Here is a 24,305-nt window from a genome sequence, read left to right as displayed (position 1 = left end):
CACCTGGTATCCCATGCTAAAAACAGCCCGCTGAAATGAACATTGGCCGGTTGTCAGGGATCACTCATTCATTGGCACTCATCCAAAAGAATGAAAACCCGCAGTTCAGCGCGACTCCTCATAGCGCGGCGGCATCTGGTATTCAAAGCCGTTATCACTGGCCCACTGCGCCATACGGCCATCTTTCAGCGCCGTCAGCATGATGTCTTCCAGAGCGTATGCCAGCTGTCGATAGTCATCCTTTACCGCCATCCCCAACTCCCAGGTCTGCTTACCGAACAGAGGGTAGGTTCGGGTGGCCAACCGCCCCTTACCCGGATCCCGGCTGTCCAGCCACTGTATCTGGGACAGCATCCCCATTACGGCATCCACCTCACCTTTGGACATGGCATCCCAGGCGCCGGGCAGATCGGCAAAGCTGCGGGTGTTATTACGAAGACGGCCACCGAAAGCTGTGGTCAGGAAAAACTGGGGGGCAGAGTCGATTTCCACACCTATAGGGTGATACTGGAATACCGCCATGGTGGGCACGTCCTCTATCTTTTTCGGGTTAAAGGCCAGTTGCCAGCGTTCCTGATGATAGGGACCAAACATGTGCACCAATTCATGGGCCAGACGCCCGGTATCGTCTCTTTGCTGGGCATAGGCTTTGTCATAGGGAATACGCAGCATGACATCGGCTTTCACCCGGGTTCCATCTGTGGTGTGAAGGTTGCTGCCTTTCCACAGGTACTGACGCAGGTCATCCCCCGTGTTCTCTCCCGGCGTCGCCCACAGAATTTCCAGCCGCGTCTGCATGCCTTCAGCAAGCGCTTTGGCCAGCTCCACATCCAGGCCTTTGGCCTGACCATTCTGCATATAGGAAAAAGGCGGAAAGTCGCGATAAAGGGCGACCTTGAGAACACCGCTGTCGACTATGTCGTCGTAGCTGCGGCCAGTGGCGAAAAAAGAGAATGCCAGCGACATCAACAATGTCGCCAGCACCTGAAGAAACAGTTTATGCATTTATCACTCCGGCTATAGATCTTCCGGGGCGACAGACTCCAGCCAGGTTCGAATCGCCCACAGGGCTTCCTGATTCAAATGCTCTGTCATCTTGGGCATATACACGGCGCCATTGCGCACCGCGCCATTTTGTACCCGGTACACATACCACTCATCACCGTCGTAATCGGGAGGCAAAATCCTCAGATCAGGTGCAATGCCACCGGATATTCCCTCCAGACCATGGCAACGGGCGCAATTCTGGTTATAGGCCGATGCGCCAACTCTGAGGATCTCATCCCGGGCACCACCGGTTTCTTCGCGGTAGGGATTGGTTTCATGCCAATCTTCACCCAGGTTGGGCAGAGCGCTGGTATCGATTGACTGAGGCGTAACATCTCCATGGGCGACAGCATATGCGCTGGTCAGCATCAGGGCAGCAAGGCCCGCCATAGTGATGGTTCTTATTCCCCTGGGGTTGGCTGTCTTTAGCTGCTTCATATTCTCTTTCTCTGATCTGTTAACCAAGGTTATCGCCCGCTGCTCTTTGGCAAGGTTGGCCATAACACGCTTAGCCAGTGTAGAAAATATGAACAAGCCACCCAATGATACCAAAGCGGGTTAGCGTCTCATCCTTTAGGCGGAAAAGCGTCATCCCCAGCTTTGGTAGGTTTGAATTCTTTTAGTGTAATCAATAGAGTGGATTCACCATCACGCTACACAGAGTGCCAGCCAATGCCCTTTGCAAGCCAATTCCCTTCAGGATTTATCCTTCCTTTGCTGGCTTGCTCTATGTCATTGCTACTCTCCTTCTTCGTCAACGCCAACAACCAGATTAATGAACTTAAAGTGGGTGTTTTGGTCCAGTTTCCTGAAATCCCCTCCGCCGTTCCCGACTACTTAAAACCAGACGAGAGTGAAGGGTTGGCGGGAGCATTGCAGGCAGCCAAAGACAGCAACCGCACCGGCAAATTTCTGGGCCTTGGTATTAATCTCAATATGGCTCAACTTGACGACCAAGAGGCCCTTATCAGCCAGGCAAAGGAATGGATGGCTGACGGCGTTCAGATACTCCTGGTGGACGCTGACACTCAAGCTCTTCTGGCCCTCAGGAAGGCCCTTCCAGATGAACTTATCCTGATCAACACAGGCAATCGCGAGGATAGCCTCAGAACAGAAACCTGCCTTGCCAATACCCTGCACACGGCTGCCAGCTTCAGCATGCAAACCGATGCACTGGCCCAGTGGCTGCGCAGCCGTCGTCTGTCAGAGGTGATGTTGGTCAAGGGAGATTCAGAGTCTGATAAAAAGTATGTTGAGGCTGCCAAAGCCAGCCTTAAAAAGTTTGGGCATAAGCTGGTGGCTGAAAAGAGCTGGAGCTTTGACACAGATCTTCGACGTGTCGCAGGAAAAGAGCTGCAGGCGTTTACCCAGGGGCCTGAGTATGATCTGGTGTGGGTTGCAGACACCCGCAATCTGTTTGGCCAATTGCTGCCCTACAACACCTTCCTGCCAAGACCCGTTGTCGGTACCCACGGGCTTGAAGCCGGTGAGTGGAGTCAGGTAATTGAGGCCTGGGGCGCGGTACAGATGCAGAACCGCTTCTTCAAAGATAACCAGAGGCCGATGACTGCCAGGGATTACAACGCCTGGATTGCCATACGGGCGCTGTCGGAAGCCATGACCAAGACCCGCAGTACTCAAGGGGCAGAGCTGTTGACTGCCATGTTAAATCCAGATTTCTACATAGCGGGCTACAAAGGCAGAAAGCTGAGCTTCCGCCCCTGGAGTGGTCAACTCAGGCAACCAGTGCCTTTGTTCAATCAGCAGGCACTGGTGGCGACAGCCCCCTTTGAGGGCTTTTTACACCCCAGAAATGAGATGGATACTCTGGGAGCTGACCGCAGGGAAAGCAGCTGTACTTTAGCCAGTCAGGAGTAACCCATGTACTTGCAAGCCTTACAAAAACTCTGCCTTACCGCGCTACTGCTACCCGGTCTGTCCTGGGCGGGACAGGTCTATGTATCCAATGAGAAGGATGACACCGTCAGTGTTATCGATCTTGATAGCCTGGAAGTGGTGGATACCTGGCAGGTAGGTGACAGACCCAGAGGCATTATTCTCAGTAAGGATCAGAAGTATCTTTATATCTGTGCCAGCGAGTCAGACACCATACAGATACTGGATAGGGCAACGGGTCAGATAGTCGGTGAACTGCCGTCCGGAGAAGACCCTGAGCAGTTTATTTTGCACCCCAATGGTGATTGGCTCTATGCCGCCAATGAGGATGATGCTCTGCTGACAGTGATAGATATCCCGGGCCGCAAAGTGATTACCCAGATTGACGTGGGCCTGGAACCGGAGGGGGTTGGCATCAGTCCTGACGGCAATACCCTGATTGTCACCTCAGAAACCTCCAATATGGCCCATTGGATAGACACCCGAACCAACGAAAATATCCACAACTCTCTGGTGGATGCCCGTCCCCGGGATGCCAAATTCACCGCCGATGGCAAACAGCTGTGGGTGAGCGCCGAGATTGGCGGCACAGTGTCAGTGTTCGACGCCAACAGTCGCGAAGAAATTAAGAAGATCCACTTTGCCCCCAAAGGGGTTCATGCCGATAAAGTGCAGCCTGTGGGTATCCGCCTGACAGAAAATGGCAAATATGCCTTTGTGGCACTGGGCCCCTCCAACCATGTGGCGATAGTGGATCAACAAACCCTTGAGGTACTGGATTATCTGCTGGTGGGCCGCCGGGTCTGGCAAATAACCATGACACCGGATGAGAAAATGCTGTTTACCACCAATGGGGTCAGTGGCGATGTTTCTGTTATCGATGTTGACCGGCTTAAGGTGATCAAATCCATCAAAGTTGGACGTTTCCCCTGGGGAGTCGCAATCGCAGATGAATAACTCCCAACCTTCAGTGAAAGTCGATAAGCTCGGTTTCAGCTATGGGCAAAGGCAGGCACTGAGGGATATCAGCTTTAACCTCTACCCCGGTATCACCATGTTGCTGGGTCCCAATGGTGCCGGGAAGTCCACACTGTTTGCATTGCTGACGCAACTCTATCGTCAGCAGCAGGGCGAAATCCGCTTTGCCGATGAGCCGCTGAAACAATTGAGACACAGGGCAAACGCCAAACTAGGTGTGGTATTTCAGCAGCATACCCTCGATATGGATATGAACGTCAGCCAGAATCTCTGCTATTTCGGTGCACTACATGGGCTCAATTCATCATCCAGCTTAACCCAGGCCATCCCTTTGCTGTCTCACTTCGGCCTGGACGACAGACTGCAGGATAAGGTCCGTACACTTAACACAGGCCACAAACGCAGACTGGAGATTGTCAGAGCCCTGATGCACTCACCTGCCATTCTATTGTTGGATGAACCCAGTGCCGGGCTGGACCCTGCAGGCCGCAGAAGCCTGATGCAAACGGTGCGGGAGTATTGCGCCAACCACAGGGTAGCAGTCCTTTGGGCCACTCACCTGTTGGACGAACCGGGAGCAGAAGACCAGCTACTGATACTTCATCGGGGGCAATTGCTCGCCAGCGGCCAATGCCAGGCACTGATTGCTGACCATGGTTTACCGGATCTGCCGCAGCTGTTTGCCCACCTGACCGAGGCGCCACGGCCATGATTTACTGGTATGGATTCAGCGGCATCTGCAAGCGTGAGTTACTGCGGTTTTGGTCACAAAAATCCCGCTTTTTCAGCGCGCTGGTTCGTCCATTACTCTGGTTGATTGTATTTGCTGCCGGGTTCCGTGCTGCACTTGGCATCGCCATTATTGAGCCTTACGAAACCTATATAAATTATGAGGAGTATATATTACCAGGGCTGTGCGCCATGGTGCTGCTGTTCAACGGTATGCAAAGCTCACTGTCCATGGTCTATGACAGAGAGATGGGCAGCATGAAGGTACTGCTGGTCAGCCCATTGCCCCGTGGTTTTCTGTTGCTGTCAAAGGTAGTCGCTGTGGCGCTTATCTCACTGCTGCAGGCCTCGGCATTTTTGCTGTTTGCCTGGCTTTACGGCATTGAAGCGCCTCTGACAGGTTACCTTTGTGCGCTCCCGGCCATGTTGCTGACAGCCATGATGCTTAACACCCTTGGCTTGATTATCGGCGCCTGGGTACGTCAGTTGGAGAACTTTGCGGGAGTGATGAACTTTGTCATCTTCCCTATGTTTTTCATGTCCTCAGCCCTGTACCCGCTGTGGAAAATGCAGGAAGCCAGCCAATGGCTCTACCTGATCTGTAGCTATAACCCCTTCACCTTCGGCACTGAACTCATACGTTTTGCCCTTTATGGCGAATTCAATGCCCCCGCCTTTTGGGTTGTCACCCTCTGCACCCTGCTGTTCTCCGTGATGGCAATTGCCAGCTTCAGACCGGAACGACGTTTTTAAGATTCCTCGTAGCGCCAATAATATTGAAATAAATGAATATTTCATTTTTTGAAATATTAAATACCAGTCAAATATAGGCAGAAAGCTTGTTATGCCGGAATAAAAAGTTTACAACTTGATCCAATTCACATAGTTACACTCTGATACAAGACATAAGTCATTGACCTGATTAAGAGTCATAATAATTCGTCTGAAATTGTGGATTATATAGAATTACGCAGGGATAATTTACGTATAAAATATATAAATAACCTTAGCCAAATTATGGCTGTCTGTTTTGAGGTTTTATGCTGCACATTAAAGACAAGAGTTTGTTCAGTCTTAAAATTTTAAGCTTTGAATATATAAAATTAAAACTGGAAAACCCCGGGCAACAGGATATCACTCAGTCACCAAAGTACCGCAATGAGGCATACTCCTATCAGGTACTGGCACGGGTGGCTGACATTGACGACAGCTTCGAGCAGATCAAGTCCCGCGAAGCCCCGATAGCTCTGGACGACCTCCCCGGCAACTACCTTGAACTGGTGGACCGTTGTTACCTGCTGGTCGGCACAGCCATTGGTCTGGATGAAACACAACTGCAACCCGGTTGCTCCCGGGATAGTATCAGAAGTGCACTCAGACAATATCCGGAAGCCATTAGTTCTCGCCTGCAACAAATTGAATATATAGCTAAAAAATGCCGTCATACTAAAGCTGACAATAAGTTTATTTTAGATAAGTGTCACAGTTTAAAAGTACCGAAAAGTAAGGATGGACACAGTCCTTGCTGTATTAATGACTTACATCGTTCGGTAGCCGATCTGCAATTCAGCCTGAAAGATGTATTTTCAATGAAACTGCAAAGAATACATTAAGATTAATTACTTACTCATAAAGACCAACTTATATTCAGGCAATTCTTAATTTAGTATTAAATAATTGCGAAAAGACTTTATTTCGCTCAATAAAAAGTCAACATTAAAAGAGTCTTGTCATATTAATATAAGATATCAATAAGTTATGTCATCAACTGCAAAAGCCATGTAAAAGCCGGGACATCAGTGCCCCGGCTTTTTATCAGCGATCCTATAAGAGAGGACAATCCGTCCTGATTAGAAGCTCACCTTAACACCTGCGGCAAAGGTTCTTGGTGCACCCGGTCCGACAAAACGGGCATCATCAAAGCCCGGGTAGACGCCCTCCAGCACCTCATCAGACTCTCCATAGGCCCCAAAGGTCTCGTAATCAGTATCAAACAGATTATCGACTCTGGCATAAACAGCCACCCACTCGTTAATCCTGTAACTGGCTCTCAGGTCCACCAGGGTAAAGCCATCCAATTGCTCATTCTCATTGGCTTCATCCCCACGATAATACTGACCACTCTGATACAGCAGGTCTGTGCCCAACAGCAGATCGCCCCAATACCATTCAAGACTGGCTTTGGCACTGTGCTCAGGCAATCCCGGAATACGATCTCCCTTTTCAACCTGACGATTCCCTCCTAAAGGATTGTTGGGGCTGAATGAGATATAGGGGGATTGGAAAGTCGCATCCAGATAGCTGTATGACACACTCAGGTGCCAATCCTGCCATTGCTTGCTCAGATAAGTCTCAACGCCCTGCCTGAGGGTATCGCCAACATTATCGAAGTACCCCTCTGATGGCAGTCCTCCAGCCTGTTGAAAAATGATGTCATCCCGGTTCATGGCGTAGAACAAGGTCAGACCCGCCTGCAGTGTCCCGGCCTGATGGTCAACGCCCAGCTCCCAGGTATCTGTGACCACTTGTTCCAGTGGTGGGTCTGAAACAAAGCCATTGGGCAGTTTGCAGGGTGCATCAGGATCGGCACAACTCAACTCTACCGGTGTTGGCGCCCGGCTGGACTGCGCCCAGGACGCATTCAATGAGGTTTGATCCATAAACTGCCAGGTCAGCCCAACAGAGGGACTCAGGTGGTTAAAATCATGGTCACCATCCAATGTGGTGCCATCTTCCCCCGGCGCCAAATCTATCATCTCAATATTGGTAAAGTCGTACCTTGCCGCTGTCGTCAGTTGCAGGTTATCCCGCAGCGCCAGGCTACCGGCAATAAAGCCATAATATTGAGTTCGATTGCTGTCCAGACGCACGATGGAATCCTCATCGTACAGACCTACCCCGGATGTGGATCTCGGCGAACCAACTTCCTCATTCATCAACTCAGCAAACTCTGTATCTGAGCGAAAGTCGATATCTGCCCAGCTTGCCCCGGCACCAAATACCCACTGACTGGGGAAGCTGCCACGTTCCAAATCGAGTACCAATTGGGCCGACACGCCACCGGACTTCTGTTTGGTTTGAGAGGTATTGTTCAAACCATCCAGATCATCCGCTTCCAACCCCATCTCATCCAGGTCAACATCCAACGCCTTGCCATGGCGGTCAACAAACTCTACCGGCTCGTCATCTTCATCGCACAGGGTCTCTTCACCATCGACCTCACACTCCTCAAAATCACTGTCGTCACCATTAAGTGTGTTGGTCTCTGAATCCCGGTAGTACAAATTCAGATCCAATGACAGGTTGGACGCCAGTTGAATATCCCCGGCGAGGGAGGCAAACCAATGGTCGTTCTCGGTTTGATCAGGATGGGTATATACCGCTGAGCGACCTTCCAGCGCCATCAAATCAAAGGGCACGGCACCGTTACCGATCAGATCGCTGCGACTGGCTGCAGCCAGCAAATCCCAGCGATTACCTTCGCCCCCCTTCCAGGTCAGATTCGTTAGAAACTGAGTCACTTCGGTAGGAGAGAAATCCCGCCAGCCATCTTCTTCATATCGACTGACGACAGCATAGTAACCAAGTTCCCCTGAGTTACCGCCGCTCTCTACAGTGCCCTGCCACATACCATGGCTGCCGCCACGGACATCCAGCACATTGTCCTGAAAACTAAAACCGTCTTTCACATCCAACACCAGAGCGCCGCCCAGTGTGTTCTGGCCAAACACAGGATTGGATCCGGAATAGAGGCTCACTTCCCGCAATGCCGTCAGGGGAATAAGGTCCCAGTTAACCGTATCGCCAAAAGGTTCATTAAAGCGTACGCCATTAACATAAACCGACATGCCCTGAGGCAGCCCCAGCAGAGGAGACAGAGTAAAACCCCGGTACTGCAAGTCCATCTGGAACGGGTTGTTCTGTACGTCATTGACGCTCACACTGACGAAACTGGATTTCAGCAACTGCCCCAAATTGGCATCCAGGCTGCGCTCAATGTCAGCCATATTGGCGTGTTGATGGGCGCCTGGGTACCACTGGCCGTCACGCTCATCGGCATGTCCCAATATAGTAATCACTTCAGGTTTCTGATCATCGGCAATAGCGCTCACAGGTATGTAACCCGCGATTGCCAGCGTCAGCAAAGACAGAACGGGCTTTGACGATTTGGCCCTGTTTGTTGATTGGTATTTCACCCTACCTCCCACTGAATTCCGGAGTTTTACAGCCGCAAAAGGCTTTGTGTTTAAGCTAGGTAAAACGTCGAGGGGAAAGTATTGGGAAAAGGCGGGAAAAAATTCCTACTTTGGGAGGAAAAGACGACACTAATACATTGAAATAAAAGGTATCACTCCGGGTCATCACCGAAGTTAAGCTGACCATTCATCTCATCTCGCTGCTGCTTTATCTGCTCTTTTCTGGCCTTGAGAATGGCCAGTTGGCGATTGCGGCGGCGACGCTTACACAGGCGAATCACTTCCAGCTTCTGGACGTCGGTAAACTGTTGCCAATGAAATCTCTCGTCCCTGCTGCGCAGGCAGCCAAGACAGTAACCCCGGTTATCGGTTTTACACACCCCCAAACAGGGGCTGGGGATCTCAAAAAAGCCCAACTGCTCCATAAAACTGAGTCTGCCTCCTGAATGAAAAAGTCGCGAAGCGGTGAACAGGTTATTCCTAGGTATAACACCTGCTACTGAAATTAAACAGGTCAGTGGGCGTAATTAACTTGTCACAGGCTATATGAAAGCCATACCCTTGAATAAATTGGAATGCCGACTATTGGAGAAGTCTATGAAGTGCCGCCAACTTTTCGCCATATTGCTCAGCGCAACCCTGTTATCTGCCTGCGCCGGAAAGCCGCCAAGAACGGATTATGCCGTGGACTTTGATTTCAGTAAGCTGGAGAACTTCACCATGCTGCCGGCACCTGCAACTGATGACCCCATCAGCGCCGAACGTATCAGTAATCAGATCAGTCGGGATCTGCAAAACAAAGGCTTTAAAGACTACCCGAGAGCACCTGATTTTCTGGTTGGCTTTAACCTGTCCACCGGTGACAAGCCGGATGAATCAAATGTCTCCATCGGCTTGGGAACGGGCTCCTGGGGACGCAGTGGTGGTATCAGTGTTGGCACCGCCGTTGACCTGCCTACCAGCAAGAATGTCAAAGAGCAGGAAGTCGATATTCGTATCTATGATCCCAGTCGCCGCTTGATCTGGCGTGGTACCGACAGTTACGACTTTAAAGATGGTGGAGAAAAGAAAGCCACTGCAGCCCAGAAAACGGTCGACAAAATTTTGGCTCAGTTTCCTCCCCAGCCGGAAAAAGCAAAGTAAGTCACTCATTCAAAGGCCCGCAAATGCGGGCTTTTTACTATCCTTCCCGCCTGACTTTCTGCTCTACCAATCTGTAAATTCTGAACAAAATACAATCCGGTGATCGGTTGCACAAATCACGGTTATTCCCACTTTCGGCGGGTTAACAGACAGCGGCTTCGCGGTACACTCCAGCAAAATTCCAATAATCACCTCACACAATAAGAAGGTACCCACACCATGATTGGCACTCCAAATACCCAGGGGGCAACCCGGGCCATGTTGCTTGGTTGCGGCGAGCTGGGCAAAGAAGTCGCGATAGAACTGCAGCGTCTGGGCGTAGAAGTGATCGGTGTCGACCGCTATCCCAATGCCCCAGCCATGCAGGTGGCCCATCGCTTTCATGTGATCAATATGCTGGATGGCGAAGCGCTTAAAGCTCTGATTACGCAGGAGCAGCCGCACCTGATCATCCCTGAGATTGAAGCCATTGCCACCGCCACTCTGGTTGAGCTTGAAGCCGAAGGTCTGAAGGTGGTGCCCACCGCCAAAGCCACCGCCCTGACGATGGATAGAGAAGGTATCCGTCGACTGGCTGCCGAGGAGCTGGGGTTGCCAACCTCCCCTTATCAATTCTGCGACACCCATGAAGAGTTCATAGAAGCAGTCAATAAGATAGGAATGCCCTGCGTCGTTAAGCCGGTAATGAGTTCTTCAGGCAAGGGCCAGAGCGTTATTCGGCAAGTCTCTCAGATAGACACAGCCTGGGATTATGCTCAACAGGGTGGCCGGGCCGGAGAAGGCCGGGTGATTGTGGAAGGCTTTGTCGCCTTTGATTATGAAATTACCCTGCTAACCATCAGCGCGGTTAACGGTATTCATTTCTGTGCCCCAATTGGTCACAGACAGGAGGATGGTGACTATCGCGAATCCTGGCAGCCACAACTCATGTCTCCGGGCGTGCTTGAAAAAGCTCAGGCGGTGGGCAAGTCTGTGGTAGAAGCACTGGGAGGCCTGGGTCTGTTTGGTGTTGAACTGTTTATTAAAGACGATGAGGTGTACTTCTCCGAAGTCTCGCCTCGCCCACATGATACCGGCATGGTCACCCTTATCAGTCAGGATTTGTCTGAGTTTGCCCTGCACGTTCGGGCGATTCTGGGGCTGCCTGTTACCAATATCGCCCAACACGGTCCCTCAGCCTCGGCAGTGGTACTGGCTAACGGCGAGTCCACCAATATCCGCTATCAGGGACTGGCAGAAGCACTGGCCCAGCCTGATACTCAGTTGCGTTTGTTCGGCAAGCCCGAAATTAATGGCCGTCGCCGCCTGGGCGTCGCATTGGCGAGGGATATTGATATCGATGCAGCCATCAACAAAGCGGTAACTGCCGCTTCCAAAATAGAGCCCATCTTCTGATGTGAGATTTAGACCGCTGACAATCTGCTTCAGGTGGATTAAGTCAAAGTAACGACTCAATGCCGGCAGCCTCTTCAGGCTTAGCCGGCTTTTTTATCTCAACTCATCCTCTTTTCGCTAAATAGAACGGCCCATTGATTTCAGCTCAATCTAATAAACCACCTCTCCACAACAGAGAAAAGCTCTCCCTGAACGGTCATTAATGCTAAAAAACCAAAGCTTACAACAACAAATAAACAACAAAACTGCAACCAAATACCCCGCTGTGCTAACATAATGCATTGAGCTCTAACTATTTATCTTGAAACCTTTCAGAGGACTTCAGGGAATATGGGTTAACTCTTTGACTATACGTCTTTTTTGCTATGGAGAGCCTTTGGGACAGCAACTCAGGGCATCATAAACACACAAAATAAAAAAGGTTTTTACATGTTCAGACAAAACCGCCTGAATCAGGCCATTGTTTGCGCGCTGGCGACCTCTGCCAGTTTCAGTATCAGCGCAGACGACCTGAAAGATGTAGAACGCAAAATTGAGACCATCGAAGTAACGGCTACCAAGCGTGTCCAGAATATTCAGGACACCGCCGTTGCAGTCCAGGCAATGAGCGCTGAAGATCTGAAAGATCAGAACGTGGGTAACTTCGACGACTTCGTCCGCTATATGCCAAACGTGAATGTGGGTAGCCGTGGTCCAGGCCAGGCAGATATCTTCATCCGTGGTATGGCGATTCAGCCGATTACCGTCATGCTTTCAGGCGCTCAGGGCACCATGCCCAACGTAGCCCTCTATCTTGATGAGCAACCCGTTACCGCGCCCGGCCGTAACCTGGATGTTTATGCCGCTGATATTGAGCGCATCGAAGTACTGCCTGGACCTCAGGGCACACTGTTTGGTGCCAGCTCTCAGGCGGGAACCATCCGTTATATCACCAACAAGCCAAAAATCGATGTATTCGAGGCAGGTTTCAGCTCCTCACTGGAAACCACCAAAAGTGGTGACATGAGCACAGTGATCGAGTCGATGATCAACCTGCCGGTAACCGATAACCTGGCTATCCGCGGCACCATTTACAGTGTTAACCGTGGCGGCTATATCGATAATGTTCAGGGCAACTTTACTCTGGACCCAAGCATTAACCCTGAGTCTGCGGTTAACTTGCCCGGTGCCAAGTATGACTCAGCCAACAATGCAGCTCTGGTGCAGGAGAACTTTAACGACAGCTTCTACAAAGGCGGTCGCCTGGGTCTTAAGTACCTGATCAACGATGACTGGGATCTGCTGGTACAAACGATGCAGCAGGAGATTGGCGCTGACGGTGTATTTGATTACGACCCTGAGGTGGGTGATCTGCAGGTGCAGCGTTACTTCCCCGACAGTCTCAAAGACAAGTTCAACCAGACCTCCTGGACTTTGGAAGGTCGCCTGGATGCATTGGAACTGGTTTATACCGGTGCCTTCCTGGACCGTGAAGTGCAGCAGTCAATCGACTACACGGGCTATAACAACTCAGGCGCCTTTATCGCTTACTACACCTGTACCTATGATAACCCTGACTACATCATCAACTATGACATTGACCCCAATGTGATTACCGATGTGCGCCACTGTAAAGACCCAACCAAGGGCTTTAAGGGGCAGCAGGATCATAAGCGTATGACCCATGAGTTCCGTATTACCGGCGACATCACAGATAGCCTGCGCTATGTAACAGGTATCTTCTATGATGACTACGAGATTGAAACTCAGGATGACTATTACTACATGGCCACCCCTGAGTTGGGCTTTGCTCCCAATGCACCTATCTCTGATGCCAATAATATTAATCCCAACACCCGTCCTGCCGGCGTCGCCTTCTTCAATGACATAACCCGAACTGAAGAGCAGATCGCCCTGTTCGGTGAGATGGCCTGGGACATTACCGATGATCTGACTGCCACAGCTGGCCTGCGCTGGTATGAGATTGAGTCAGACTTTACCGGCTCATCCAACTTTGCCGACGGTATATTCCAGGGCTCTAAAAATACAGACCGTGGCCGTGACTATGACAAGTCAGGTGGCCACACCACTGAGCCGCTGAAAATTGATGACATCATCACCAAGTTCAATCTGTCCTATAAAGCCACTGACGATGTGTTGCTGTACGCCACCTACTCAGAAGGCTTCCGTCCCGGCGGTTTCAACCGTGGTGGCGGTATCCCTTCCAATAATGCGGCTTTCCCGGATGTGGAAGTGACCTATGGAACGGATGATGTAGTCAACTATGAGATGGGCTGGAAAACCCTGTTGGCGGATCAAACTGTGAAGTTCAACGGTAACATCTACTTCATCGAATGGAACGATATGCAGGTGTCCCGTTTCGATCCGGTAAACGTCTCGATTCTTACCTTTATCGAAAACGCAGCTGACTCTGAGATTCTGGGTATTGAGTCCGATGTGGTGTGGAACGCAACCGACAACCTGACTGTCTATGGTGCAGTATCCTACAACGAAACTGAGCTGACCAACCTCAAAGGACAAGTCATTGAGATGGCCCCTGTTGGCAGCGAACTGCCGTTGACGCCCAAGTTCCAGGGTAACCTGAGACTGAGGTATGACTGGGATCTGGCAGACTACTATGCCAACTGGCAGCTGGGCGTCCAGTACGCAGGTAAGTCCTGGAGTTCTATCGTTGCTGAAGAACGTGAGCAGCAGGATGGCTACACCATGGTCAACTTCTCTGTAGGACTGGAGAAGGACAACTGGGGTGTGAAGCTGTATGCCAATAACCTGACTGATGAACGTGCTGAACTGTTTATCAACACCCAGGATGATAACCGCCGTATCAGTACCAACCGTCCTCGCACCTTTGGTGTGAACTTCAGCTACTACTACTAAGCATCAGACATAAGTCGCTGATAGTTTAGCTGTAAACATGATAAGGCAGCCTGCGGGCTGCCTTTCTTTCACCTACCCATGATTATTTAACTGTGAAGCCTTAATCTGTTCAGACTTTACAGATAAATGATCATATCGGGTCCCGGATAAGCGGAACGAGCAAAAGCGTAAAAGGGCAAAATAATGACAAGCTCCCCTGAGCAATCCCATTCAACCGCTGAGCTGAACGACAGCATCAAGCAGATAAAACAGCAGATGCAGGCAGGCCAAATCAAGGCTGCCAACGAACTGTGTCAGCAGCTGTTACCTTTGCACCCAAAACACACAGAACTTGTGTATATGAGCGCCGTCTGTGCCAGATACAGTCAGCAGCTTTCCAGGGCGCTGGAGCTTTGCCAGCAGCTACAATCCCTGGCGCCGGACTTCGGCCGGGCATTTCAGGAGCAGGGGCATATATTGCTGGCTATGGATAAGCTGGAGCTGGCCCTGCAGGCCTATCGTCAGGCTGTAAAACTCAACCCTGCATTAACAGCAAGCTGGCAGCGTCTGGCTCAGTTGGCCGCTCAGGCAGGAATACAGGGCGAAGTCACCCACGCGGTTGCCCACCTTGAACATTACAGTGCCCTGCCGCCGATTCTGGTTTCCATCAACTCCATGCTGCATGAAGGCAAGCTGCAGAAGGCTGAGCAGCTGTGTCGCCACTATCTGCAGGCCAACCCCAAAGATACTGAAGCCATGCGCCTGTTGGCGCAGTTGGGAATGCGCTTGAATGTGCTGGATGATGCCGAGTTTCTACTGGAAAGCGCGCTGGAATTTGAGCCGGATAATCGCCAACTGCTGTTTGACCACATTCAGGTACTGCACAGACGCCAGAAGTTTGCTCAGGCCCATAAAGCCTCTGAAAAACTGGTCAGCATCTACCCCAACAACCCCAGCTTCGACACCTGCCATGCCAATCAGTGTGTTGCCATCGGCCGCTATGACCAGGCGCTGGAACTCTACGACCGGGTCATCGCCCAGTTGCCGGACAACGCTGATCTCTATCTGGTTCGGGGCCACGCGCTGAAAACTGTTGGCAGACAGGATGACGCTATCGCCTCTTACCAAAAGGCGTACCAGCTTAAGCCGGCATTTGGTGATGCCTTCTGGAGTCTGGCCAACCTTAAGACCTACAAATTCAACGATGTTGAGATTCGCTGGATGCAGGAGCAGCTGCAGGCAGACTCAACCCGACTGCAGGACAAGTACCACCTCTGCTTCGCGCTGGGTAAAGGACTGGAGGACAGGAAACAGTTTGAAGAAGCCTTTGGTTACTACCATCAGGGCAATGAACTGAAACGTCAGGAGCTCAGATACGAGTCAGAGCGTATTGAGCGCGACTTTGGCTTGCAAAAACAGTGGATCACCCCTGAGCTTATCGCCGATAAAGGTGGCAGGGGCAATCCCGCTCCGGACCCCATTTTCATTCTCGGCATGCCCAGAGCCGGTTCGACCCTGATTGAGCAGATTATCGCATCCCACTCCATGGTGGATGGCACACTGGAGCTGCCGGATATTCTGGCAATGGCCCATCGTCTTAATGGTCGTCGCAGACTGGATGAAGCACCAAGATATCCAGAGAATTTGACGGAACTGAGTGAGAGTGAGCTAAAGCAGCTGGGCCAGGAGTTTCTGGACAACACCCGGGTGCATAGAGGCAGCGCGCCCTTCTTTATCGATAAAATGCCCAACAACTTCCGCCATATCGGCCTGATAAAGCTGATACTGCCCAACGCCAAAATTATCGATGCCAGACGCAACGCCATGGCCTGCTGCTTCAGTAACTTTAAGCAGCTGTTTGCCGAGGGCCAGGAGTTTACCTATGGCCTTGAGCAGGTTGGCCGTTACTACTCAGGCTATGTGGATTTGATGGACCATTGGCACAGTGTGTTCCCCGGAGAGATCCTGCATGTACAGTATGAAGATGTAGTCGATGACCTGGAGACTCAGGTGCGCCGCATTCTCGATTATCTGGAGCTACCTTTTGAGGAAAGCTGTGTTGAGTTCCACCGCACCAAGCGCTCGGTTCGCACCGCCAGTTCGGAGCAGGTTCGTCAGCCCATCTACAAACAGGGAGTGGATCAGTGGGTCAACTTCGAGCCCTGGCTGAATGAGCTGACTCAGCATCTGTCTGATAAGGCATTACCAAAACAGCAGTAACTCTCTCAGGGCTGGAAAAGCAATCAACCACCAAGTGCAACGAATCACGAAAGAAAGCCCTCTTTCTCGTATTGCCTTCGTGTTCTTCGTGAAGCCAACGAAGTTGGTGCTTCGTGGCAAGACGCTTTAAAGCCTGGAATTAAAAAAGGCTGCCTTCCAATTGAAGTGCAGCCTTTCTTTTTCACTTACCCCAGCAGAACGCTGCCAGAGCTTTCTTGCCAGTGAAATTATTTGAATAAATGGCGAATGTTCGCCAAATCACTCTTACCTTCATCCAGCTCTTGCTCGGTCAGACCAGCCACTTCGTGTGGGAATACCAGCCACTCATCAGAGTTATGGATGTAGTAATCCGGCTTCAGCGGTACCTGAGTATTGGCAGGCTTATAGTAAGGGCAAGCGATACGGATATCCTGAGGCAGGTTCAGACGCATCTGCTCCTTCAGCACTTCCATCAGAGCGTGTACGCTGCGGCCAGAGTCGAATACATCATCAACAATCAGCAGGCCGTCTGAGGCGTTGGCATTTTCGATGATGTAGTGCAGACCATGAACCTTGATCTCTTTGCTCTGCTTATCAGTGCCGATGCCATAGTAGGAAGAGGTACGCACAGCAATATGGTCGGTTTCTACTTTTTTGAAGTCGAAGTATTCCTGAACTGCGATACCGATTGGGGCACCACCACGCCAGATACCCACAATAAATTGTGGGCGGAAACCACTTTCATACACCTGGGCAGCCAGGCGGAAGGAGTCTTCGAGGAGTTCCTGAGCGGTAATAAAACGTTTTTCTGTCATGGTGCGATTCTCTTTATGTTATCCAAAGATCCACCGGACAGTCCCAAAGTCTGAGGGCAAGGTCTTGAGCTGACCGGGCAGATATTGGGAGCGCATTTTACTCGAGTTCAGCTTCTTTTGCTCGCAATATTTGCCACCCCCTTAAGTCAAAGTTCCATCGACCTCAAGCTGAAAATAATTCCACATCTAATCTTTATTTCGCATCCAAATCATCCGAACGTCGCTGGAAAATATCATACCAGTCGTTATACTTAGCACCCGCAACATCAAATTTACTTTCAACTCAAATTAAATGGAGTGTAATTGAAGTGCCATGACTGACCAAGGTCACCATGCTCTTCTGGATGATGAAATCTGTTAACCAATGGAAAAGAGTTGTCGTTAAAGTTGGCAGCGCCCTTATATCCCCCAATCGCCACGGCTGCAGCAGCCGTTACCTTCTCAGCATCGCTCAGTTCATTCTTCAATGCCGGCAACAACAGATAGATGTTGTACTTGTCTCCTCCGGCTCAGTAGCCGCAGGTGCCTACCTGGTTGATAAACCCGGCAGTGATTCAGTTGCAGTACGTAAAGCCAGAGCCGCCGCCGGACAGATGGAGATGATGGCGACCTGGTCAAGATTCTTTGATGATGCCACTGCTCAGTTGCTCATTACCCATGCTGATCTGAGAGATAAGGAGCGCCACCAGAGTATCCGCGAAACCCTGTTTGCTCTGTTGGATAACCAGTTGCTCCCCATAGTGAATGAGAATGATGCCGTCACTACCAAACGCCTTAAGGTTGGCGACAACGACAACCTGGCCGCTATGGTTGCCGCCGCTGCGGATGCTGATGCCCTGATCCTCTGTACCGATATTGAAGGCCTGTATACCGCAAACCCTAAAGAGGTTGCCGATGCGACTCTGGTTCCTGTCGTCAACAAAATTACTCCTGAGGTGTTTGCCATGGCGGGTGGCTCAGGGTCCGATGTAGGTACTGGAGGTATGTTCACCAAGGTAGAAGCCGCTGAGAAGGCCACAGCTCACGGCATAGATACTTATGTACTGGATGGCCGTAATAACGCCAGTTTTGATGCTCTGCTTAAAGGTGAAAACCCGGGCACCTGCTTTGTTGGCCGAAGTAATCCAATGACCTCAGGGGATCACTGGATGGCTCATACGGTCAGAACCTTCGGCAAGGTTGTTTTTGAAGAGGAGTGGGACACCAAAGCCCTGAGCGAGGGCAACACAGAGGGACTGACCTCAGAGGTGATTGCCCAGGTTGATGGCAGCTTTCAAAAGGGAGACCCCATCAGTCTGTATGACAGTGATGGCAATGAGATTGCCCGTGCCCACAGTCGCTACAGCAGTTGTCTACTGGAATATTTTGCTACTCACAACATGCCAGCCAATGAAAAAGTTAATGACATTATCGAGCCGGAAGTCGTTGTTATGGAGAACAAATGAGTTTAATCAAAGAGATTGCCCTGAAAGCCAGCCAAGCCGCCAAAGTACTTGCCGGTGTATCGACCGACACCAAAAACCAGGTATTGCAGGCGATGGCCAATGCGCTGGAAGCCCAGCAGCAACAAATTATTGAAGCCAACCGTCAGGACCTTTCACAGGCCGATGAGCTGGGATTAAGTGCCGCTATGGTCGACAGACTGACCCTGACCCCGGCACGTGTTGCCGATATGGCACAGGGTCTGCGTACTTTGGCCAGCCTGGAAGACCCGGTAGGCAAGACACGTTTGCAAGCAGAGCGCCCCAATGGTCTTAAAGTCGAAAAGATGCGCATTCCGCTGGGCGTGGTTTGCATGATCTATGAGGCTCGCCCCAATGTGACAGCTGACGCCGGAGCACTGTGCTTTAAATCGGGTAATGCCGTTATCCTGCGCGGTGGTAAAGAGGCGCTTGCCTCCAGCCTCGCCATCTCAGCTATTCTGCAGCAGGTGCTGGAGCAGTTTAACCTGCCCGCAGCACTGATCAGCGTGGTCCCCAACCCTGATCGTGCACTGATGCAGGAATTGATGGAGCAGCAGGGACTGATTGACGTGATAATCCCCAGAGGCGGTGAAGGACTGATCCGCTATGTTACGGAAAACAGCAAGGTTCCGGTTATTCAGCACTTCAAAGGTGTGTGTCATCTCTATATTGACCGGGATGCGGATATCAACCAGGCACTGTCCCTGCTGGTCAATGGTAAAACCCAGAGAACCGGCGTGTGCAATGCCCTTGAGGGCTGCCTGGTTCACAAAGATATTGCCGCTGACTTCCTGCCACTGGCTGCAGAAGCCCTTAAAGAAAAGTCTGTCTTTATCAATGGCTGTGAGCAAACTGCGCAGCATATTCAGGTGGGCAAGGTGCTGAAAGAAGAGGAGTTTGGTCAGGAGTATCTGGATCTGGAGATCGCCATTCGCCAGGTTGACAACGTCGATGCCGCGCTGGCCCATATTGACCGCTTTGGCAGCCACCATACCGAAGTGATCTGCACCACCAATGAAGAAACCGCTGCGCGCTTCCAGCGCCTGGTTGATGCTTCTGTGGTGATGTGGAATGCCTCTTCCCGCTTTTCAGATGGCGCCGAACTGGGGCTGGGAGCAGAGATCGGTATCGCCACCACCAAGTTACACGCCTACGGCCCTATGGGACTTGAGGCCCTGACCGCCGAGAAGTTTGTGGTGACAGGCAGTGGCCAGATAAAAGGTTAGCCTAAGGAAGGTACGAATAAGTCCCGTGCGTGCTCTGCGAGTGCTGACAGCCTCTAGATGCGCGACGCAGCTCGAAGTTAATGGCCCTAGTCCTTATCGAGAACTGCTTCCCTTATAAAAACGCCGGCAATTGCCGGCGTTTTTAGTTCAAACAGTCAGCTCAGTATTTATCTGCCAGACGGGCGCGGGCCTGATGCAACTTCTTATAGCTGTCGATCAAACGCAGATGGCGATCCAGGCCTTCCAACTTCATGCTGGTAGGCGTCAGACCGGCAAAGCGCACCGAGCCATTGATTGAGCCAATCACCTGGTCCATGCGCTCTTTACCAAACATGCGAGTGAGGTTGTAGTTGAAGTCTTCCAGCTCCAGCTCATCATCCAGTGCAATTTCCAGCACAGCCTGCATTGCCTGATAGAAAAGATTACGATCTACCGTATTGTCGTTGTACTGCAGGAAGGTTTCCACCAGCTCAATAGCCGCTTCCAGCTCGCCCAGCGCCAGATAACCCAGCAGCTTTAGCTCCAGAATAGTCAGCTGTCCCCACTCGGTATTCTCATCAAACTCGATACCGATCAGGGTCTTGATATCTGTGTAGTTATCCAGCTCGCTCTCTTCCAGACGCTCAATCAGATCGGCCAGTTGGCTATCGGACAAACGGTGCAGGTTCAGAATGTCTTCGCGGTAGTCCAGCGCCTTGTTGGTGTTGTCCCACACCAGATCAGTCACCGGATATACCTCTGAGTAGCCAGGCACCAGAATACGGCAGGCGTTACCAATGGCGGTAAACTCAGCCACATAAGCTTCCAGTCCCAGCTCCTCCAGAATACCGAACAGGGCTGCGGACTCTTGTTCGTTGCTGCCGGAGAAATCCCACTCAACAAAGTCATAGTCTGCTTTTTCGCTGAAGAAGCGCCAGGAGATCACGCCGGTTGAGTCGATAAAGTGCTCAACAAAGTTCTCAGGCTCCTGCACTGCCATGCTGTTAAAGGTTGGCTTTTGTACATCGTTCAGGCCTTCAAAGCTGCGGCCCTGCAGCAGTTCTGTCAGGCTTCGCTCCAGCGCCACCTCAAAGCTTGGGTGGGCGCCGAAAGAGGCAAACACACCGCCGGTACGTGGGTTCATCAGGGTTACGCACATCACTGGGAACTGGCCGCCCAGAGAGGCGTCTTTAATCACCAGAGGGAAACCCTGAGCTTCCAGTGCTTCGATACCCGCCATAATGGATGGATACTTGGCCAGTACTTCTTTGGGAACTTCCGGCAGGGCAATCTCTTCTTCGATAATCTGGCGCTTCACCGCCCGCTCGAAGATTTCAGACAGACACTGCACCTTGGCTTCATCCAGGTTGTTACCCGCACTCATGCCGTTGGACAGGAACAGGTTTTCAATCAGGTTAGACGGGATATAAACCGTCTCGCCATCGCTGTGGCGCTTATAGGGGATGGCACAGATACCGCGCTCAACATTGCCTGAGTTGGTATCAATCAGGTTGGAGCCAGCCAGTTCACCGTCCGGATTGTAAATCTCCAGCGTGTACTCATCCAGAATGCCTTCAGGCAGTTCATCGTTAGGGCCTGGCTTGAACCACTTCTCGTGTGGGTAATGCACGAATTCGGCATTGGCAATCTCTTCACCGAAGAACTGATCGTTGTAGAAGAAGTTGCAGTTCAGACGCTCAATAAACTCGCCCAGCGCCGAACACAGCGCACTCTCTTTGGTAGAGCCTTTACCATTGGTAAAGCACATAGGTGATGCGGCATCACGAATATGCAGTGACCACACATTCGGCACCAGGTTACGCCAGGATGAGATCTCAATCTTCATGCCCAGATCTTCCAGCAGCGCTGTCATATTGGCGATAGTCTGCTCCAGCGGCAGATCTTTACCCAGAATAAAGGTACTGTCGCCATCAGCTGGTTTCACCATCAACATGGCCTGAGCGTCTTCATCCAGGCTTTCCACTGTCTCGATTTTGAACTCAGGGCCTGTCTGCACCACCTTCTTCACTGTGCAGCGATCGATAGAGCGCAGAATGCCCTGACGGTCTTTGTCAGAGATGCTGTCCGGCAGCTCAACATGGATTTGGAAAATCTGGTTATAACGGTTCTCAGGGTCCACAATATTGTTTTGAGACAGGCGGATACCTTCGGTTGGGATCTCCCGGGAAACACAGTAAACCTTAACGAAGTAAGCCGCGCACAGGGCTGAAGACGCCAGGAAATAATCGAAAGGGCTTGGCGCGCTGCCATCGCCCTTATAACGGATTGGCTGATCGGCAACTACAGTGAAGTCGTCGAACTTGGCTTCCAGTCTCAGGTTATCGAGAAAATTAACTTTGATTTCCATGGGTTTGTTCCGAAAGAGAGTTCCGAAGTGTGACGCCGGCAAACCACATCAACACCCTTAAGGAAAGGTGAGTAAGTGCCAGCGTCTGCGGATAATGCGAATTGCCTCGCATTATCCTTGTTTTTCACGCTATGTGAAAGGCGAATAAAGGTAGGGCTAACATACACAATGGAAAGTAAGTTTAAGTCGCGACCATTGATCCTGGCATGCGTGATTGCACGTATCAGAGGAAACGAAACAAGGAGTGTGAAATGAAATCTCTAGCTAACTCACTGATGGTTATCATAATTAGCATCACCCTTGGGGCATGTTCCAGCAATTACCCCAATCAGGATCCCATCGGACAAGCTTTTCCAACCGTGCCCGGCACCACACTGACCAAAGAGCAGGTTATGCTGCCGGAGCATTTTCAGGGTCGACCTGTAATAGTACTGCTGGGTTATGTGCAGGATGCCCAGTTTGATATCGACCGCTGGCTGATTGGTCTGGACATGACCCAAACCAAGGCTGATGTGTTCGAAGTGCCCACCATAGCAGGTATGGTGCCCCGTATGTTTGAAACCCAAATTAACAATGGCATGCGCGCCGGTATTCCCAAAGCCCTCTGGGGCGGCGTGATTACTGTCTTCGAGGATGGCGATAAGATGCAGGCGCTGACCGGCAATATGAACCCCAATAACGCCAGAGTCCTGTTGCTGGATAGCAAAGGGAAAATCCGTTTTTTCTACGATGAAGGTTTTGCGGTCGTACCGCTTAAAGCGCTGCGTTCGGAGTTGGCAAGCTTGCAGTAAAGGTCGCAACCAACAGACGAATCAAGGCTCCGGCGGCTTGTCTTTCGCCATACAAATGCCTTTGAACAGCAGAGGATACCGGCGCAGGCGTCGGCCGGTGTCCGAATCCTCAAATACGGCTCGCCGCAGCAGCTCAATATCCTCTCCCAAATCCAGCACCCACTCGCAGCGCTCGATTGCCCGGATAAACCCCCTGGGCAGAAACCGTTGCTGGCGATACTCATCCAGATTCGCCCTCACCTGGGCAATTTTGCCCGGCTGCCGCGCCAGCTCATCAAATACCCGGCTGAGATAAGCAAGATTGACGGATGCCTCGTCCCGTTTGCGGGGACGGCGTTGACGCCGTGCAGCAAAAGCGTGAAAAGGAACAGTCATACTATTTTCACTTCAACCAGAGCATCACCATCTGTGCTCTTCTTTGTATCAGTCTGGCCAGCAGTAACAGGCCGCAATGACTCAGACTGGTCAGGTTCACATATCAAGTCGCGCACTGGTAACCCAGGCTTGGCATAAGCCAGGCGCCCCAGTCTGGACGTTGTGTGGTAACTGTCCAGCGATGAGACAGCCACCAACCCCAGCGCTTCGACATCCAGATAACCATCTTCACTGAGAGTATCCACTCTGGCGCTGACCTCGACCACTTCCCCTACCAGCATGACGGTGCCATTAACCTCCAGAGTTTGATGCTCAATATACTTGAGGCCAATTTGCAGAGGGCTTTCGGCCACATAAGGCGCTGGGTGAGATTGATTGAAATAGCCTGTCAGGCCCACAGCTTCAAATTCAGAAACGTCACTGGGGTAGCGCGCCGAAGTTTGGTGCGCCAAACGGAAGAACTCTTCACCGACACCGTTAAGGGTATAAAAGCCGGTATCGAGAATGTTTTCCAGTGAATCCCGTGACACCGAATGTGGCCTGAATATCATCCCCATCAGCGCAGGGTCGGCCCCCAGATGAAACACGCTGCTGACGATAGCCAGATTGGTTTGCCCTGCTTTGCTGACGGAGCCCACCAGATTGGCACTTTTGAAGCCGGACAGACTATTGATAAACAGTGCACGGCGGCGTTGAGAGAGCGCTTGAATCTCTTCTTTGTTCAGATACATAGGGTCGTTTCCATAAACCAGATACCTGATTTACGGCCTTGCTAAGGGCAAAGATCAGAAAAGGCGCCCCAGTGGCTATTGGAGCGCCTCGTTACCCATACGCCTGACCGCCTTAAAT

20 protein-coding genes are annotated in these 24,305 nt (G+C 51.3%); 12 read left to right on the top strand and 8 right to left on the bottom strand.

Annotated elements, in window-relative coordinates:
* Positions 1-105 precede the first annotated feature (105 nt).
* Both ACFOE0_RS20150 and pedF read right to left on the bottom strand, forming a co-directional pair.
* The gene (locus ACFOE0_RS20150) at positions 106-1,005 is read right to left on the bottom strand and encodes a substrate-binding periplasmic protein (protein WP_248934364.1); all 900 of its coding nucleotides are present in this window, start codon (positions 1,003-1,005) and stop codon (positions 106-108) included.
* A gap of 12 nt (positions 1,006-1,017) precedes the next feature.
* Positions 1,018-1,437, bottom strand: a complete 420-nt coding sequence (gene pedF, locus ACFOE0_RS20145) for a cytochrome c-550 PedF (RefSeq protein ID WP_248934759.1) — start codon at positions 1,435-1,437, stop codon at positions 1,018-1,020.
* Between the two features lie 339 nt (positions 1,438-1,776).
* Between pedF and ACFOE0_RS20140 the strand changes: the two genes are divergently transcribed.
* The 5 genes from ACFOE0_RS20140 to ACFOE0_RS20120 all read left to right on the top strand — a co-directional run bounded on the left by ACFOE0_RS20140 (position 1,777) and on the right by ACFOE0_RS20120 (position 6,263).
* Entirely contained in the window at positions 1,777-2,925 is a 1,149-nt protein-coding gene (locus ACFOE0_RS20140) for an ABC transporter substrate-binding protein (RefSeq protein ID WP_248934363.1), read from the top strand.
* A 3-nt stretch (positions 2,926-2,928) separates the two neighbouring features.
* Positions 2,929-3,900, top strand: a complete 972-nt coding sequence (locus tag ACFOE0_RS20135) for a YVTN family beta-propeller repeat protein (RefSeq protein WP_248934362.1) — start codon at positions 2,929-2,931, stop codon at positions 3,898-3,900.
* A complete protein-coding gene (locus tag ACFOE0_RS20130) occupies positions 3,893-4,633 on the top strand; it encodes an ATP-binding cassette domain-containing protein (RefSeq protein ID WP_248934361.1) in 741 nt (246 codons plus the stop codon). The genes ACFOE0_RS20135 and ACFOE0_RS20130 overlap by 8 nt, the downstream gene beginning before the upstream one ends.
* The gene (locus tag ACFOE0_RS20125) at positions 4,630-5,403 is read left to right on the top strand and encodes an ABC transporter permease (RefSeq protein ID WP_248934360.1); all 774 of its coding nucleotides are present in this window, start codon (positions 4,630-4,632) and stop codon (positions 5,401-5,403) included. Before ACFOE0_RS20130 ends, ACFOE0_RS20125 begins: the two co-directional genes overlap by 4 nt.
* A gap of 287 nt (positions 5,404-5,690) precedes the next feature.
* A complete protein-coding gene (locus tag ACFOE0_RS20120; RefSeq protein WP_248934359.1) occupies positions 5,691-6,263 on the top strand; it encodes a hypothetical protein in 573 nt (190 codons plus the stop codon).
* A 237-nt stretch (positions 6,264-6,500) separates the two neighbouring features.
* Here the strand turns inward: ACFOE0_RS20120 and ACFOE0_RS20115 are convergent, their stop codons facing one another.
* Both ACFOE0_RS20115 and ACFOE0_RS20110 read right to left on the bottom strand, forming a co-directional pair.
* Positions 6,501-8,846, bottom strand: coding sequence for a TonB-dependent receptor (locus tag ACFOE0_RS20115; protein WP_248934358.1), 2,346 nt, complete (start codon positions 8,844-8,846; stop codon positions 6,501-6,503).
* Positions 8,847-8,998: 152 nt separating this feature from the next.
* Entirely contained in the window at positions 8,999-9,271 is a 273-nt protein-coding gene (locus ACFOE0_RS20110) for a DUF1289 domain-containing protein (RefSeq protein WP_115135439.1), read from the bottom strand.
* A gap of 172 nt (positions 9,272-9,443) precedes the next feature.
* Between ACFOE0_RS20110 and ACFOE0_RS20105 the strand changes: the two genes are divergently transcribed.
* The 4 genes from ACFOE0_RS20105 (at position 9,444) to ACFOE0_RS20090 (ending at position 16,460) form a co-directional block, all read left to right on the top strand.
* The gene (locus tag ACFOE0_RS20105) at positions 9,444-9,989 is read left to right on the top strand and encodes a DUF4136 domain-containing protein (protein ID WP_248934357.1); all 546 of its coding nucleotides are present in this window, start codon (positions 9,444-9,446) and stop codon (positions 9,987-9,989) included.
* A gap of 219 nt (positions 9,990-10,208) precedes the next feature.
* The gene (gene purT, locus ACFOE0_RS20100) at positions 10,209-11,384 is read left to right on the top strand and encodes a formate-dependent phosphoribosylglycinamide formyltransferase (RefSeq protein WP_248934356.1); all 1,176 of its coding nucleotides are present in this window, start codon (positions 10,209-10,211) and stop codon (positions 11,382-11,384) included.
* 429 nt (positions 11,385-11,813) lie between these two features.
* Positions 11,814-14,261, top strand: a complete 2,448-nt coding sequence (locus ACFOE0_RS20095) for a TonB-dependent receptor (RefSeq protein ID WP_248934355.1) — start codon at positions 11,814-11,816, stop codon at positions 14,259-14,261.
* Between the two features lie 183 nt (positions 14,262-14,444).
* Positions 14,445-16,460: a tetratricopeptide repeat-containing sulfotransferase family protein gene (locus ACFOE0_RS20090; protein ID WP_248934354.1), complete on the top strand. Its 2,016-nt coding sequence runs from the start codon at positions 14,445-14,447 to the stop codon at positions 16,458-16,460.
* A 227-nt stretch (positions 16,461-16,687) separates the two neighbouring features.
* Here the strand turns inward: ACFOE0_RS20090 and ACFOE0_RS20085 are convergent, their stop codons facing one another.
* Positions 16,688-17,254 carry a phosphoribosyltransferase gene (locus tag ACFOE0_RS20085; protein WP_115135444.1) on the bottom strand — a complete coding sequence of 189 codons (567 nt, stop codon included), beginning with the start codon at positions 17,252-17,254 and terminating at the stop codon, positions 16,688-16,690.
* A gap of 344 nt (positions 17,255-17,598) precedes the next feature.
* Here ACFOE0_RS20085 and proB point away from each other — a divergent pair, with 344 nt between their 5' ends.
* Both proB and ACFOE0_RS20075 read left to right on the top strand, forming a co-directional pair.
* A complete protein-coding gene (gene proB, locus ACFOE0_RS20080; protein ID WP_248934353.1) occupies positions 17,599-18,699 on the top strand; it encodes a glutamate 5-kinase in 1,101 nt (366 codons plus the stop codon).
* Positions 18,696-19,943, top strand: coding sequence for a glutamate-5-semialdehyde dehydrogenase (locus ACFOE0_RS20075; RefSeq protein ID WP_248934352.1), 1,248 nt, complete (start codon positions 18,696-18,698; stop codon positions 19,941-19,943). The genes proB and ACFOE0_RS20075 overlap by 4 nt, the downstream gene beginning before the upstream one ends.
* A 160-nt stretch (positions 19,944-20,103) precedes the next feature.
* Here ACFOE0_RS20075 and ACFOE0_RS20070 read toward each other — a convergent pair whose 3' ends face one another.
* Positions 20,104-22,290 (bottom strand): OsmC domain/YcaO domain-containing protein, encoded by a 2,187-nt coding sequence (locus ACFOE0_RS20070; RefSeq protein WP_248934351.1) that lies wholly within the window; start codon positions 22,288-22,290, stop codon positions 20,104-20,106.
* A gap of 251 nt (positions 22,291-22,541) precedes the next feature.
* Here ACFOE0_RS20070 and ACFOE0_RS20065 point away from each other — a divergent pair, with 251 nt between their 5' ends.
* Positions 22,542-23,081 (top strand): hypothetical protein, encoded by a 540-nt coding sequence (locus ACFOE0_RS20065; protein WP_248934350.1) that lies wholly within the window; start codon positions 22,542-22,544, stop codon positions 23,079-23,081.
* Between the two features lie 21 nt (positions 23,082-23,102).
* Here the strand turns inward: ACFOE0_RS20065 and ACFOE0_RS20060 are convergent, their stop codons facing one another.
* Both ACFOE0_RS20060 and ACFOE0_RS20055 read right to left on the bottom strand, forming a co-directional pair.
* Complete coding sequence (locus ACFOE0_RS20060; RefSeq protein WP_248934349.1) at positions 23,103-23,456, bottom strand: hypothetical protein; 354 nt, start codon at positions 23,454-23,456, stop codon at positions 23,103-23,105.
* A complete protein-coding gene (locus ACFOE0_RS20055; RefSeq protein WP_248934348.1) occupies positions 23,453-24,187 on the bottom strand; it encodes a flavin reductase family protein in 735 nt (244 codons plus the stop codon). Before ACFOE0_RS20055 ends, ACFOE0_RS20060 begins: the two co-directional genes overlap by 4 nt.
* Between the last annotated feature and the right edge of the window lie 118 nt (positions 24,188-24,305).

The sequence above is a fragment of the Shewanella submarina genome (genome assembly GCF_042646185.1).
Taxonomy (GTDB): domain Bacteria; phylum Pseudomonadota; class Gammaproteobacteria; order Enterobacterales; family Shewanellaceae; genus Shewanella; species Shewanella corallii.
Note: the sequence above shows the minus strand (reverse complement) of the source record. Positions and strands in the feature narration are given on the sequence as shown.

Excerpts from the sequence above, each read along its gene's own strand:
- ACFOE0_RS20150 (WP_248934364.1), bottom strand. The coding sequence starts at position 1,005 with ATGCATAAACTGTTTCTTCAGGTGCTGGCGACATTGTTGATGTCGCTG.
- pedF (WP_248934759.1), bottom strand. The coding sequence starts at position 1,437 with ATGGCGGGCCTTGCTGCCCTGATGCTGACCAGCGCATATGCTGTCGCC.
- ACFOE0_RS20140 (WP_248934363.1), top strand. The coding sequence starts at position 1,777 with ATGTCATTGCTACTCTCCTTCTTCGTCAACGCCAACAACCAGATTAAT.
- ACFOE0_RS20135 (WP_248934362.1), top strand. The coding sequence starts at position 2,929 with ATGTACTTGCAAGCCTTACAAAAACTCTGCCTTACCGCGCTACTGCTA.
- ACFOE0_RS20130 (WP_248934361.1), top strand. The coding sequence starts at position 3,893 with ATGAATAACTCCCAACCTTCAGTGAAAGTCGATAAGCTCGGTTTCAGC.
- ACFOE0_RS20125 (WP_248934360.1), top strand. The coding sequence starts at position 4,630 with ATGATTTACTGGTATGGATTCAGCGGCATCTGCAAGCGTGAGTTACTG.
- ACFOE0_RS20120 (WP_248934359.1), top strand. The coding sequence starts at position 5,691 with ATGCTGCACATTAAAGACAAGAGTTTGTTCAGTCTTAAAATTTTAAGC.
- ACFOE0_RS20110 (WP_115135439.1), bottom strand. The coding sequence starts at position 9,271 with ATGGAGCAGTTGGGCTTTTTTGAGATCCCCAGCCCCTGTTTGGGGGTG.
- ACFOE0_RS20105 (WP_248934357.1), top strand. The coding sequence starts at position 9,444 with ATGAAGTGCCGCCAACTTTTCGCCATATTGCTCAGCGCAACCCTGTTA.
- purT (WP_248934356.1), top strand. The coding sequence starts at position 10,209 with ATGATTGGCACTCCAAATACCCAGGGGGCAACCCGGGCCATGTTGCTT.
- ACFOE0_RS20095 (WP_248934355.1), top strand. The coding sequence starts at position 11,814 with ATGTTCAGACAAAACCGCCTGAATCAGGCCATTGTTTGCGCGCTGGCG.
- ACFOE0_RS20090 (WP_248934354.1), top strand. The coding sequence starts at position 14,445 with ATGACAAGCTCCCCTGAGCAATCCCATTCAACCGCTGAGCTGAACGAC.
- ACFOE0_RS20085 (WP_115135444.1), bottom strand. The coding sequence starts at position 17,254 with ATGACAGAAAAACGTTTTATTACCGCTCAGGAACTCCTCGAAGACTCC.
- proB (WP_248934353.1), top strand. The coding sequence starts at position 17,599 with ATGATGAAATCTGTTAACCAATGGAAAAGAGTTGTCGTTAAAGTTGGC.
- ACFOE0_RS20075 (WP_248934352.1), top strand. The coding sequence starts at position 18,696 with ATGAGTTTAATCAAAGAGATTGCCCTGAAAGCCAGCCAAGCCGCCAAA.
- ACFOE0_RS20070 (WP_248934351.1), bottom strand. The coding sequence starts at position 22,290 with ATGGAAATCAAAGTTAATTTTCTCGATAACCTGAGACTGGAAGCCAAG.
- ACFOE0_RS20065 (WP_248934350.1), top strand. The coding sequence starts at position 22,542 with ATGAAATCTCTAGCTAACTCACTGATGGTTATCATAATTAGCATCACC.
- ACFOE0_RS20060 (WP_248934349.1), bottom strand. The coding sequence starts at position 23,456 with ATGACTGTTCCTTTTCACGCTTTTGCTGCACGGCGTCAACGCCGTCCC.
- ACFOE0_RS20055 (WP_248934348.1), bottom strand. The coding sequence starts at position 24,187 with ATGTATCTGAACAAAGAAGAGATTCAAGCGCTCTCTCAACGCCGCCGT.